Origin of the sequence: Streptomyces swartbergensis, assembly GCF_002148965.1 — a bacterium.
Lineage (GTDB): Bacteria > Actinomycetota > Actinomycetes > Streptomycetales > Streptomycetaceae > Streptomyces > Streptomyces swartbergensis.
Genome location: NZ_NGFN01000252.1, coordinates 1 through 13045 on the forward strand (window position 1 = coordinate 1; position 13045 = coordinate 13045).

Annotated in this window: 12 protein-coding genes; 8 read left to right on the forward strand and 4 right to left on the reverse strand. The window is 71.9% G+C overall.

Annotated features, from left to right (window positions below; genetic code table 11):
* Nucleotides 1-281: 281 nt before the first annotated feature.
* A complete protein-coding gene (gene mfd / locus CA983_RS30845) occupies nt 282-3839 on the forward strand; it encodes a transcription-repair coupling factor (RefSeq protein WP_086604104.1) in 3558 nt (1185 codons plus the stop codon).
* A gap of 24 nt (nt 3840-3863) precedes the next feature.
* Here the strand turns inward: mfd and CA983_RS30850 are convergent, their stop codons facing one another.
* The 3 genes from CA983_RS30850 to CA983_RS30860 form a co-directional block, all read right to left on the reverse strand.
* Nucleotides 3864-4235 (reverse strand): MerR family transcriptional regulator, encoded by a 372-nt coding sequence (locus CA983_RS30850; RefSeq protein WP_086604105.1) that lies wholly within the window; start codon nt 4233-4235, stop codon nt 3864-3866.
* Between the two features lie 26 nt (nt 4236-4261).
* On the reverse strand, nt 4262-4963 hold the full coding sequence (locus CA983_RS30855) for an SDR family NAD(P)-dependent oxidoreductase (RefSeq protein WP_244207170.1): 702 nt from the start codon (nt 4961-4963) through the stop codon (nt 4262-4264).
* 220 nt (nt 4964-5183) lie between these two features.
* Nucleotides 5184-5786, reverse strand: a complete 603-nt coding sequence (locus tag CA983_RS30860) for a TetR/AcrR family transcriptional regulator (RefSeq protein WP_086604114.1) — start codon at nt 5784-5786, stop codon at nt 5184-5186.
* 194 nt (nt 5787-5980) lie between these two features.
* Here CA983_RS30860 and CA983_RS30865 point away from each other — a divergent pair, with 194 nt between their 5' ends.
* Nucleotides 5981-6895: an SCO6745 family protein gene (locus tag CA983_RS30865; RefSeq protein WP_086604115.1), complete on the forward strand. Its 915-nt coding sequence runs from the start codon at nt 5981-5983 to the stop codon at nt 6893-6895.
* A 147-nt stretch (nt 6896-7042) separates the two neighbouring features.
* On the opposite strand, the gene CA983_RS30870 is transcribed toward CA983_RS30865, so the two are convergent.
* A complete protein-coding gene (locus CA983_RS30870) occupies nt 7043-7228 on the reverse strand; it encodes an antitoxin (protein ID WP_086604106.1) in 186 nt (61 codons plus the stop codon).
* A gap of 316 nt (nt 7229-7544) precedes the next feature.
* Between CA983_RS30870 and CA983_RS30875 the strand changes: the two genes are divergently transcribed.
* From CA983_RS30875 to CA983_RS30900, 6 genes are all read left to right on the forward strand, one after another.
* A complete protein-coding gene (locus tag CA983_RS30875; protein WP_244207171.1) occupies nt 7545-8282 on the forward strand; it encodes an HNH endonuclease family protein in 738 nt (245 codons plus the stop codon).
* 126 nt (nt 8283-8408) lie between these two features.
* On the forward strand, nt 8409-9650 hold the full coding sequence (locus CA983_RS30880) for an MFS transporter (protein ID WP_086604108.1): 1242 nt from the start codon (nt 8409-8411) through the stop codon (nt 9648-9650).
* 40 nt (nt 9651-9690) lie between these two features.
* Nucleotides 9691-10434 (forward strand): GNAT family N-acetyltransferase, encoded by a 744-nt coding sequence (locus CA983_RS30885; RefSeq protein WP_086604109.1) that lies wholly within the window; start codon nt 9691-9693, stop codon nt 10432-10434.
* Between the two features lie 192 nt (nt 10435-10626).
* On the forward strand, nt 10627-11184 hold the full coding sequence (locus CA983_RS30890; protein WP_158101910.1) for an AAA family ATPase: 558 nt from the start codon (nt 10627-10629) through the stop codon (nt 11182-11184).
* A gap of 64 nt (nt 11185-11248) precedes the next feature.
* A complete protein-coding gene (locus tag CA983_RS30895; RefSeq protein ID WP_086604111.1) occupies nt 11249-11989 on the forward strand; it encodes a hypothetical protein in 741 nt (246 codons plus the stop codon).
* A gap of 252 nt (nt 11990-12241) precedes the next feature.
* Nucleotides 12242-12889: a SurA N-terminal domain-containing protein gene (locus CA983_RS30900; RefSeq protein WP_086604112.1), complete on the forward strand. Its 648-nt coding sequence runs from the start codon at nt 12242-12244 to the stop codon at nt 12887-12889.
* Nucleotides 12890-13045: the final 156 nt, after the last annotated feature.

Below are 13045 nucleotides of genomic sequence, written 5' to 3' on the forward strand. Positions count from 1 at the left end.
GGTGGGGGGACCGCTGAGGGACCGGACCGATCATGCCGTGGCGAAATCGACGGGTGGAGGTGAAGGTGTGAAGATTGGGCGGCTGGTTCCGTTCTCGTCCGGCTGCGTGGTTCTCTTGCCCAGCTGCACATGGGGGCAGGCGGCCGGGCGGGCCTCGCGGAGAGCGGGCGTCATCCACAGCCCCGCCGCGAGGGCGCGCGTCGTCGTACGCTGGAGACCCCCGGCCCGCGGAGCGCGTCGGGCCCGTCGTGTTGCCCACCCCCTGGACGGAATAGCCCCGAATGAGCCTGCACGGTCTGCTCGACGCCGTAAGTAAGGACGCCGCCCTCGCGGAAGCGATCAACGCGGCCGCAGACGGCAACCGCATGCACGTCGACCTGGTCGGCCCCCCCGCGGCCCGCCCCTTCGCGGTCGCCGCCCTGGCTCGCGACACGGGCCGCCCGGTGCTGGCGGTGACGGCGACCGGCCGCGAGGCGGAGGACCTGGCCGCGGCCCTGCGCTCCCTCCTCCCGCCGGAGGGGGTCGTGGAGTATCCGTCCTGGGAGACGCTCCCGCACGAGCGGCTCAGCCCCCGCAGCGACACCGTCGGCCGCCGCCTGGCCGTGCTGCGCCGCCTGGCCCACCCCCGCCCCGACGACCCCGAGACCGGCCCGGTCTCCGTCGTCGTCGCGCCCGTGCGGTCCGTGCTCCAGCCGCAGGTCAAGGGCCTCGGCGACCTGGAGCCGGTCTCCCTGAGGTCGGGGCAGAGCGCCGACCTCGGCGACATCGTCGAGGCGCTCGCGGCCGCCGCGTACGCGCGCGTGGAGCTGGTGGAGAAGCGCGGCGAGTTCGCCGTCCGCGGCGGCATCCTCGACGTGTTCCCGCCCACCGAGGAACACCCCCTGCGCATCGAGTTCTGGGGCGACGACGTCGAGGAGATCCGCTACTTCAAGGTCGCCGACCAGCGCTCCCTGGAAGTCGCCGAGCACGGCTTGTGGGCGCCGCCGTGCCGCGAGTTGCTGCTCACCGAGGACGTCCGCGCGCGGGCGCGTGCCCTGGCCGAGGCGCACCCCGAGCTCGGTGAACTGCTCGGCAAGATCGCCGAGGGGATCGCCGTCGAAGGCATGGAGTCCCTCGCCCCGGTCCTGGTCGACGACATGGAACTGCTGCTCGACGTGCTGCCCAAGGGCGCCATGGCCGTGGTGTGCGACCCGGAGCGGGTCCGCACGCGCGCGTCGGACCTGGTCGCCACCTCGCAGGAGTTCCTCCAGGCCTCCTGGGCGGCCACCGCGGGCGGCGGGGAAGCGCCCATCGACGTCGGCGCGGCCTCGCTGTGGTCCATCGCGGACGTCCGCGACCGGGCCCGCGAGCTGGACATGATGTGGTGGTCGGTGTCGCCGTTCGCCGCGGACGAAGAGCTCACGGAGACATATGCCGCTGACGCGGCGGGCGACACCCTGAAGCTGGGGATGCACGCCCCGGAGACCTACCGCGGGGACACCGCCAAGGCGCTCGCCGACACCAAGGGCTGGCTCGCCGACGGCTGGCGCACGGTGTTCGTCACCGAGGCGCACGGCCCGGCGGCCCGTACGGTCGAGGTGCTGGGCGGCGAGGGCATCGCCGCCCGCCTGGACGCGGAGCTGGCCGAGATCTCCCCGTCGGTCGTGCACGTGGCGTGCGGCTCGATCGAGCACGGCTTCGTCGACCCGGCCCTCAGACTCGCCGTACTGACGGAGACGGACCTGACGGGCCAGCGGGCGGCGGGTCGCGACGGCGCCCGGATGCCGGCCCGCCGCCGCAAGACCATCGACCCGCTCACCCTGGAGCCGGGCGACTACATCGTCCACGAGCAGCACGGCGTCGGCCGCTACATCGAGATGGTGCAGCGCACCGTGCAGGGCGCGACCCGCGAGTACCTGGTCGTGGAGTACGCGCCCGCCAAGCGCGGCCAGCCCGGCGACCGCCTCTACATCCCCACCGACCAGCTGGAGCAGATCACCAAGTACGTCGGCGGTGAGGCCCCCACCCTGCACCGCCTCGGCGGCGCCGACTGGACGAAGACGAAGGCCCGCGCGAAGAAGGCCGTCAAGGAGATCGCCGCCGATCTCATCAAGCTCTACAGCGCCCGCATGGCCGCCCCCGGGCACGCCTTCGGGGCGGACACCCCCTGGCAGCGCGAGCTGGAGGACGCCTTCCCCTACGCGGAGACGCCCGACCAGCTCACCACCATCGCCGAGGTCAAGGAGGACATGGAGAAGTCGGTCCCGATGGACCGGCTGGTCTGCGGCGACGTCGGCTACGGCAAGACCGAGATCGCGGTCCGGGCCGCCTTCAAGGCCGTCCAGGACGGCAAGCAGGTGGCCGTCCTGGTGCCCACGACGCTGCTGGTGCAGCAGCACTTCGGGACGTTCAGCGAGCGGTACGCGCAGTTCCCGGTGAGCGTGAAGGCCCTGTCCCGCTTCCAGACCGACACGGAGGCCAAGGCCGTCCTGGAGGGCCTGCGCGAGGGCTCGGTGGACATCGTCATCGGCACCCACCGCCTGTTCTCGTCGGAGACCAAGTTCAAGGACCTGGGCCTGGTCATCGTCGACGAGGAACAGCGCTTCGGCGTCGAGCACAAGGAGCAGCTGAAGAAGCTCCGCGCGAACGTCGACGTGCTGACCATGTCCGCCACCCCGATCCCCAGGACGCTGGAGATGGCGGTGACCGGCATCCGCGAGATGTCCACGATCACGACCCCTCCGGAGGAACGGCACCCGGTGCTGACCTTCGTCGGCCCCTACGAGGAGAAGCAGATCGGCGCCGCCATCCGCCGCGAGCTGCTGCGCGAGGGCCAGGTCTTCTACATCCACAACCGCGTCGAGTCGATCGACCGCGCGACCGCCCGGCTGCGCGAGATCGTCCCCGAGGCGCGCATCGCCACCGCCCACGGCCAGATGTCCGAGCAGGCACTGGAACAGGTCGTCGTCGACTTCTGGGAGAAGAAGTTCGACGTGCTGGTGTCCACGACCATCGTGGAATCCGGCATCGACATCTCCAACGCCAACACCCTCATCGTGGAGCGCGGCGACACCTTCGGCCTGTCCCAGCTGCACCAGCTGCGCGGCCGGGTGGGCCGTGGCCGCGAGCGCGGGTACGCGTACTTCCTCTACCCGCCGGAGAAGCCGCTCACGGAGACGGCGCACGAGCGGCTCGCGACCATCGCCCAGCACACGGAGATGGGCGCCGGTATGTACGTGGCGATGAAGGACCTGGAGATCCGCGGCGCGGGCAACCTGCTCGGCGGGGAGYAGTCCGGCCACATCGCGGGCGTCGGCTTCGACCTGTACGTACGGATGGTCGGAGAGGCCGTCGCCGACTACCGGCGCCAGCTGGAGACCGGCGAGATCGAGGAGGAGCCGCCGCTCGAGGTCAAGATCGAGCTGCCCGTCGACGCGCACGTCCCGCACGACTACGCGCCGGGCGAGCGGCTCAGGCTCCAGGCGTACCGCGCCATCGCCTCCGCCAACACGGAGGAGGACATCAAGGCCGTACGCGAGGAACTCGTCGACCGCTACGGCAAGCTGCCCGAACCCGTGGAGAACCTGCTGCTCGTGGCCGGTCTGCGGATGCTCGCGCGGGCGTGCGGCGTCGGCGAGATCGTGCTCCAGGGCACCAACATCCGCTTCGCGCCCGTGGAGTTGCGCGAGTCGCAGGAGCTGCGGGTCAAGCGGCTGTACCCCGGGGTCGTCATCAAGCCGGCCGCGCACCAGGTGCTGGTGCCGCGCCCGAAGACCGCGAAGGTCGGCGGGAAGCCGCTGGTCGGAAGGGATCTGCTGGCCTGGGTCGGGGAGTTCCTGACGTCGGTGCTCGGGTCCTGACGGCCCGGGCCCGCCGAGACCCCGTCAGGCCACCGGTCGTACGTGCGCCCCGGTGGCCTGACGCAGTGCCGCCGCCAGCCGGTCGCGGACCGCGACCTGCGCGGCGATGCGCGCGTCCAGCACCGCGAGACGGCCGGCGGCGACCCGGAGCGCCTCCTCGGAGGCGGGCCCGGCCGTGACGTCGCCGTCCAGGCACGGCAGGAACACCCGTACGTCGTCGAGCGTCAGGCCCACGTCCAGCAGACGGCGGACGTTGCGGACGCGGACGGCCGTGCCGGCGTCGTACAGGCGATAGCCGTTCGCGGCGCGTGCGGAGGTGATGAGCCCCGCCTGCTCGTAGTGGCGCAGGGCGCGCGGCGTCGTGCCGGTCGCCTCGGCGAGTTCACCGATCCGCATACGTGGTTCCGCCATGCGCATCAGTCTCATGCGACGACCGCGCCGCCGTCCACCGGAAGGATCACGCCGGTGACGAACGAGGCCTGCGGCGATGCCAGTTGCGTGATCGCCCACGCCACCTCCTCGGGGCGTCCGACCCGGCCGAGCGGCGTGTGCGCGAGCTGCCACGCGCGGATCGCGGCCTGCTGCTCGGGGGTGTGCCCCGCGTGTTCGCCGATCGGTGTGTCGATCGCGCCCGGCGCCACGGCCGCGACCCGGATCCCCAGCGGGGCGAGCTCGACCGCCCAACTGCGCGTGAGCACCTCCAGGGCCGCCTTCCCGGCCGCGTACAGGGAGTTGCCCGGCCAGGCGCGCTGCCCGACGGACGTCGTGACGTTCACGATCACGCCCCGGCTGTCCTCCAGAGCCGGGAGCGCGGCCTGCACGAGCAGGACGGGAGCGAGGAGGTTCGTCGCGAGCTGGGGCTCCACGGCGGCACGTGTGTAGGTGCGCAGGGACTGGGAGTTGACGATGCCCGCGTTGTTCACGAGCACGTCGATGCGGCCGTGCCGGTCGAGTGCCGTACGGACGATGCTCTCGGGCCCGTCGTCGGCCGTGATGTCGGCGACGAGCGGGCTGATGCGAGCCGGGTCGTGAGCGGCGGTCCCGGCGAGCGGCGCCTCGCGGCGGCCCACCGCCACGACCTGTGCGCCCGCGTCGGCGAACGCGTGGGCGGTGGCACGGCCGATGCCGGAACCGGCGCCGGTGACAGCACGGTTCGAGAGGTCTCTCGCCGGGGCTCTCGCCGGGTCTCTCGCTGGGCCCCTCGCTGGGCCTCCGGATACGGGGATGGGGACGCGGAGGAGGATGGGGATGCCATGCGGGGATCGTCGGACCCTGACGTCAGTGTCAAGGTCAAGCGCGAGTGCCGAGGCCATGCCCGTATGGCACGAGGGGGGCGAGCGACGGCTACTCGGCGTGGCGGAACAGCATCCCCGCCAGCTTGCGGAACACCTCCTCGGGGTCCTGCTCACCCACCGGGTCGTCCAGGTTGTGACTGAGCAGCAGCGTGGCGAAGCCGTGGGCCAGGGACCAGGCGGCGATGCCGGCGAGTCGGGCGTCGGTGCCGCGGCCTTCCGCGGGCACCGCCGTGACGGCCTCGCGCAGGGCGTCCGAGGCGAGGGCGCGCGCCGTGGTCAGTTCCAGGTCGCCGGTGCGCAGCAGTTCGGGCGCGAACATCACCTGGAAGTGCGCCGGATGCTCACGCGCGAAATGTACGTAGCGCACACCCGCCTCCTCCAGGTCCGCCGCCGCCCTGAGCGCGGTCGCGAGCAGCCCGAAGCCCTCGGCGGCGATCGCCGTGAGCAGTCCGGCGCGGTCCTTGAAGTGGTGGGCGGGCGCGGCGTGCGAGACGCCGGCGCGGCGGGCGAGGTCGCGCAGACTCAGCCCGGACGGACCGTCCGCCGCGATGGCGTCGAGGGCGGCGGTGAGGATGGCACGGCGCAGGTCGCCGTGGTGGTACGGACGGCCGCTGGGGCCCTTCTCGGTCGCTGATGCCTTGCTGGAGCTCATGGTCAGGAGCGTACGCCGCATCTAGGCATTGACAAGTTCAGGGTCGCCGGAGCAATCTTGTCAGTGTCAAGTTGAGTGCCTGGGCCGGACGCGACGCGGCGGAAGTGGCGGCGGTCAAGTGCGATGGGACCACCGACCGCGCTGCCGAGGTGGCGGCCCGGATCGGGGCGGACGCGAGTGTGTGGAGGTATGTCATGCCAGAACAGCTCGGCGAGATCGACGGAGTCGCGGTGACGCGGGACGGCGGCGTGGAGCCGACTCGCGTGCGGCAGATGTGGCACCTGCTGGAGCCCCTGCACGCGGTGCTGTACTACGTGCCGGAGGCCTTCGAGGAGGCGGCGGCCCTCGGGTACGGCACCCGGGAGCGCTGGCCGAGCTACTTCGCCTACCGCGCCGCCCCGTTGGGGGAGGCCGGCCCGGAGCGGGTGGCCTCGGCCTTCTACAGCTTCAGTCCTCGCATGGTCGCCGAGTATGTCGAACCGGCGTGGCGGGTCGCGAGTCCGGACGCGGTCCTCGAAGCGCGGACGCGTGCGGTCGACCGGGCCTACCGCGCCCTGTTCGGCGACCAGGTGGACAGCCCCGCACTGGCGGAAGCCGCCGCGCTCGCCCGGCGTGCGGCCGAGGCGGCGGACCCGGCCGGCCGGCCGCTCGCCGCGGCCAACGCCGCGCTCGACTGGCCGCGGGCCCCGCACCTGCAGTTGTGGCACGCGGCGACGATCCTGCGCGAGCACCGCGGCGACGGCCACCTCGCGGCCCTGCTCGTGGCCGGCCTGGATCCGGTGGAGGCGCTCGTCTCCTTCGCCGCGATAGGCGCCGCGTCGGTGGAGCGCTTCGAGAGCCGTGGGTGGAGCTCGGAGGAATGGGCTGCCGCGCGCGACCGCCTGGCCGGCAGGGGCCTGGTTGACACGGACGGCGGGGCCACGGAAGCGGGCCGCGCGCTGCGTGACCGAGTGGAGCGGCATACCGACCGACTTGCCGCCGGGCCCTGGCAGTTGCTCGGCCCGGATGGCGTCGACCGTCTCGCCGGACTGCTGGGCGACTTCTGGGTCGCGGTCCTGGCGTCGGGCCTGCTGCCCCAGGAGACGACGTTGGGCATAGGAAAGGTCTGATGGGGCGKGCTGATCGGGCGGGTGCGCGGGCCTGCTCGGGCCGCCGGCTTCATCCGCCTCCCCCACGCGCCGTCGGGCAAGGGAAGCCGCCCGCAGGAGGTGCGTCCTGGTTGCCTCGCCGCGGACGGCCTCTGATGTTCGGAGGCCTTACTGCTGGTCGGGCCGGTCGCGGTCGCGGTCCATGCCGAGCGAGCCCTCGATCCGCTGCTGCCCGGTGTCGATCTGGTCCTCGTACTTGCCGCCGGTCCTCTCGTTCATCTGCTGTTCCGCGGTGTCGGAGCCTTGCTTGCCCTTGTTCCGCGCATGGCTCTTGAACTTGTCGAAGATGCCCATTCAGAACTCCTTCCCGAGATGACTCAGAACCGACGATACGCGTGACATGCGCGGTATGCCCATTTGATTCCAGTTTGGTCTATACCTCTGCGCCGGGTGGTCGCCCGTGAACACGCTGTGCCGGGGCCTTGTCACGACGACCGGCCGGTTGCGGTACAGCTAAAAAGGCCGCCGGACTGGCGGTATCGGCCTGTGGAACGGATATACAAGTCAACCTGGGACTAGGCACAGACCGCCCGTGCGGTGGCGGAACAGGCGAGCAGGGGAGGGGCGCACGGTGAGGCGTCTGAGGGGTGGGGCGGCACTGGCTGTCGCGATGATGGTCGCCGGTTCGGCGCTGGCCGGCTGTGAAGGCCTGGCCCCGCCAGCGGACGGCGGTGGTCCCTCGGGTTCCGGCGTCCCTACGGCCGGGGACGGACGAGCCGTGAACCCGCTGGACAACCCGGACGGCACGAAGCCGGGCCTGGCGGCGATCACGTCCACCGAGGACAAGGCGAGGGCCCGGGCCCTGATCGAGAAGGTGGAGACGAAGGGACGCGGGCCCAGGACGGGCTACGAACGGGACAAGTTCGGCTACGCCTGGATGGACTCGGCACCGGCCGACGTCCCCTTCGCCCGCAACGGGTGCGACTCGCGCAACGACCTCCTGAAGCGTGACGGGGAAGACCTTCGCTTCCGGTCCGGCTCGGACTGCGTCGTCATGGCGCTGACGTTGCACGACCCGTACACCGGGAAGGTCATCGAGTGGACCAAGTCCCGCGCGACGGAGGTCCAGATAGACCACGTCATGCCGCTGTCCTACGACTGGCAGATGGGCGCCTCGCGCTGGACGGAGGACAAGCGGGAGGCCATCGCCAACGACCCGCTCAACCTCGTCCCGGTGGACGGGCGGACCAACAGCTCGAAGGGCGACTCCGGTCCGGCGTCCTGGCTGCCGCCCAACAAGCGGATCCGCTGCGCCTATGCGGTGCGCTTCGCCCAGGTGTCGCTGAAGTACGAGCTTCCCGTCACGGCGGCGGACAAGCGGATGATGCTGGAGCAGTGCGGCGGCTGAAACGGCACCGGGCTGCCGGTGCGGTTGCTGCTGGGCCAGAAAGCACTTTCCAACTCCGACTCGATGTGCTGAGGTGGCACGTGATGTCACTGGACGAGTGACGGGGGCTCGATCGGAGAGTGACGGATGCCGAGTGGACTCGTCGCGCTGGCGCTCGGCGGCTTCGGTATCGGTCTGACCGAGTTCCTCATCGCGGGGCTGCTGCCGCAGGTGGCGTCCAGTTTCACGGTGTCCGAGGCGGCCGCGGGCTGGCTGATCTCCGGGTACGCGCTGAGTGTCGCGGTGGGAGCGATCGCGCTGACCGCGGCGACGGCACGGCTGCCCCGCAAGCAGGTCCTGGTCGGGCTGGTGGCCCTGTTCGTCGTCGGCAACCTGCTCTCCGCCATCGCGCCGAACTACCCGGTGATGCTGCTCGGTCGGATCGTCGCGGCGCTGTGCCACGGTTCCTTCTTCGGTATCGGCTCGCTGGTCGCCCGCAGTCTGGTCGTGCCGGAGAAGAAGTCCCAGGCCGTGGCGATCATGTTCGCCGGGCTGACGGTCGCGAACGTGCTGGGCGTGCCGTTCGGCGCGCTGATCGGCGAGCGCTGGGGCTGGAGGGCGGCGTTCTGGGCGGTCACCGCGATCGGCGTGCTCGCGCTGGCGGGAATCGCCGCGTTGGTGCCCGCGTGGGCGGGCCGGGTCCGGCCGGCAACGGGAACGGATCCCCTACCGGGTCGGTCGGTCACCGGGCCTGACGAGTCGGACCCAGCGCCCCCCAGCGGCCTGCGGGCGCAGCTGCGGGCGTTCCGGTCCTGGCAGGTCTGGCTGACGCTGGCGGCCACCGCGCTCAGCTACGGCGGGATGTTCGGCGCGTTCAGCTACATCGCCTACACCTTCACCGAGGTCAGCGGTTTCGCCCCGGCGGACGTCGCCTGGCTGCTGATGGTGTACGGCGTCGGACTGGTCGTCGGGAACCTGGTCGGCGGGCGCGCGGCCGACCGCGACCGTGACCGAGCCCTGGTCCTCGCCCTGTTCGGACTCACCCTCACCCTGGCCCTGTTCGGGCTGCTGGCCGGCAGCGCGACCGCCTCGGTCGTCCTGGTGTTCGTGATGGGCGTGACCGGGTTCGCCAGCGTGCCCGGGATGATCACGCGAGTCACCGACTACGCGCACGGAGCGGCACTGGCCGCCAGCGCCAACGTGTCCGCGTCCAACGTCGGCAACGCCCTCGGCGCCTGGCTCGGAGGCCTGGCCATCACCGCGGGCCTCGGCTACACCTCACCGCTCTATGTCGGCGCCGGCATCGCCCTGTTGTCCACAGCGGTCATGGTGATCGCCGCCCGCCGGGCAAGGTCTCCCCGGGCGGCGGACCGTGCCCCCGCGTCGTAATTCGGTTCCGGCTGTGCGCCGTCATGCCTACCGTGACCGCATGCACGCGAAGATATCGAGCCTCGCCGACCGCCCGGACATGCTGGAGCGGGTCGTCGGGATGGCGGACAGCTGGCCGGAGTTCACGATCCAGGACCTCGTGGGCGCCGCGCACTTCCCCCGGATCGCCGCCGAACTCCCGGAGTACGTCCTGTTCGCCGAGGACGAGCAGGGCGAGATCGTCGCGAACGCCTACAGCGTGCCCTTCGCCCTGAAGGCCGAGGGCCGTGGCCAACTGCCCGCGAACGGCTGGGACACGGTCCTGGTGTGGGCGTTCTCCGACCTGCGTCGCGGGGTCCGACCCGACACCGTCAGCGCGATCTCGGTCTCGATCGCCCCGCACGCCCAGGGCCGCGGCCTGTCCGCGGTCATGCTCTCCGCCATGCGCGACAACGCCCGGGCGCGCGGCTTCCGGGAGGTCGTCGCCCCGGTCCGCCCCAACGCCAAGCACCTGGAACCGCACACGCCCATCGAGGAGTACGCCCACCGCGTCCGCCCCGACGGCCTGCCCCAGGACCCGTGGCTGCGGGTCCACGTCCGGGCCGGTGCCACCATCGACTGCGTGGCACCGGCGTCCATGACGGTCGCCGCCTCACTGGCGGACTGGCGGCGCTGGACGGGGCTGCCCTTCGACACCCAGGGCGACATCGAGGTGCCCGGCGCCCTGGTGCCGGTGCGCTGCGAGCCCGAGCGCGGATACGCGGTGTACGTCGAGCCCAACGTGTGGATGCGGCACGCCTTGTGACCGCGGCACGCCTTGTGACCGCGGCACGCCGTGTGGATGCGGCACGCCTTGCGACGGGGCACGCCTTGCGACGCGGCACGCCTGTGACGCGGCTGGCCTTGGCCGCAAAGCTTCCTTTACGAGCCGTAGGCCGGCTGGCCTGCCAGCGCGGCGAGTTCGGGAGCGGGCTCGACGCCCAGCAACCGGATCCCCGTGCAGCGGGTGGACGAGGTGCTCGCGCAGGTCGGGCTCACCGACGTGGCGGGCAAGCGGGTCGGCGGGTTCTCGCTCGGCATGGCTCAGCGCCTGGGGCTGGCGGGCGCGCTGCTGGGCGATCCGGGCGTCCTCGTCCTCGACGAACCCGCCAACGGCCTCGACCCCGAGGGCATCGCCTGGATGCGGGGACTGCTGCGCGCACTGGCGGCCGAGGGACGCACCGTCTTCGTCTCCAGCCATCTGCTCGCCGAGATGGCGCAGTTGGTGGACGACGTGGTGATGATCGGGCGCGGGAAACTGATCACCCAGGGCTCCGTCACGGACCTCACCTCCCTCAGCTCCACCGAGGAGGTGCTGGTACGGGCCGAGGAGCCCGAGCGGCTGCGCGACCTGGTCGTGGAGCACGGCGCGACCGTCGTCGAGGCACCCGAGCGCGCCGAGTCGCTGCTCGTCTCCGGGATGAGCAGCGAGGACATCGGCAGGGCGGCGCCCGGGCCGGACTGGTCCTGTTCGAGCTGGCGCCGCGCCGCCGCACGGTCGAGGACGCCTGTCTGAAGCTCACGGCCGAGTCGGTCGAGTACCGGGGCTCCGTGCATCAACCGGTGGAAGGGAGCCGGGCATGACCACGGCCGTACTGCGGACGGAAGTCGACAAGCTGCGGTCGCCGGCCTCGACGTGGTGGTTCCTCGGCATCACGGCCGCGGTGTCGCTGGCCCTGAGCGGCTTCGGGGTGCGGGAGACGGCGGAAGGACAGGAGCCGGGCATCGCCGACGTCCTGACGGGACCGGTCTTCGCCCAGTTGCTCATCATGGTCTTCGCCGCCCGTTCGGCCACCATGGAGTTCCGCAGGGGCACGATCTGGGCCTCCCGGCTGGCCGTGCCGTCCTGGTACCGGCTGCTGGCGGGCAAGGCGGCGGTCTTCGCCGGGCTCGCCGCACTCGCCGGGGCGGTCCTCATGGCAGGTGGCCTCGCCGTGGCCGCGCTGGCGGAGCCCACCGCGCGGCTCACCCCGGACTCCGGACTCGACTGGCGCCAGCTCCTCACCGTCCCCGTGGCGTTCGCGATCACCGCGGTCATCGGTCTCGCGGTCGGGCTGCTGCTCAAGAGCGGAGGCGCGACCGTGGCGGTCGTGCTGGTGTGGTCCCTGGTGGCCGAACCGGCGCTGGGCGCCGCGGGCGAATGGCTGCTCAGCGTCGACATCGGTGCCTGGCTGCCCTTCATCGCGCTCAGCGACTTCCAGGGACAGCCCGGCGGAACGCCGTTCCCCGGCGGTCCCTACGCGGCGGGTCTCTACGTCACCGTCCTCGCCGTCGGGCTGCTGACGGCGGCGATCCGGCTGCAGGAGCGCAGGGAACCCTGACCGCACCGGAGACCCGGAAACCCCGGGAGGGGAGCCGCGCCCACCCCCCGGACGCGGCTCCCCTCCCGGCCCGGTCCGCGCGGCGGTGCCGGAAGTCCTGGTGAATCGTTGGTCGAATGGGTTGGCCAGAGCTCGGCCACTGCCTAACATCGATCACCGCAAGACCTTGTGCGCCCGCCCGTCGCCCGACCACCACCCCTGGCGGAGGCGCTGCGCGCCGCACCTGTCATGCAATCTCCTCGGGAGGTCCCCTTGCACCGCCGCCGTCGCACCGCGCTCCTCCTCACCGCAGCGATCGCCGCCGCGGCGCCCCTCCTCACCGCCTGCGGCAACGACGCGCATCCCGGCGCGGCGGCCGTCGTGGGCGGCCAGCGGATCACCGTCTCCCAACTGGAGGAGCGGGTCGGCGAGGTACGCGCGGCCCAGCGGGCGGCCGTACGGAACGACGCCCAGTACCAGCAGGCCATCGCCGGGACCGGCACGCTCACCCGCGACACCCTGCAGACCATGATCCTCGACCGGGTGCTGCACCGCGCCGCCGCGGACGCCGGTGTGACCGTCACCCGCAGGGAGATCCAGGAGATGCGGTCCGGTCTGGAGGAGCAGGCCGGCGGTGCCAAGCAACTGGAGACGACCTGGCTCCAGCAGTACGGCATCCCGCCGCAGCGCCTGGAAGAGAACCTCCGCCTCCAGCTGGAGGCCCAGAAGCTCGCCGAGAAGCTCGGCACCGACACCAACCGCCCCGAGTTCTGGAAGGCCCTGTCCGAGGCCTCCAAGGACCTGAACGTCGACCTCAACCCGCGCTACGGCACCTGGGACGTCCAGAAGAGCAGCCGGGCCGACGCGAAGACGCCCTGGGTGCGGGACGTGTCGGCGGCCCAGGCGCAACAGAGCATGTAGCAGCAGAGCATGCAGGGCCCACCCCGTCCACGGGGCCTGTGGATAACTTCAGGGGCTGTCGGCGGCGTGGGATAGCTTCGAATCGTGAACGCCAACAGCCCCGAAGCCACCCCGGGCCCCGTGGACGGGGTGGGCCCTGCATGCTCTGCTGCTACA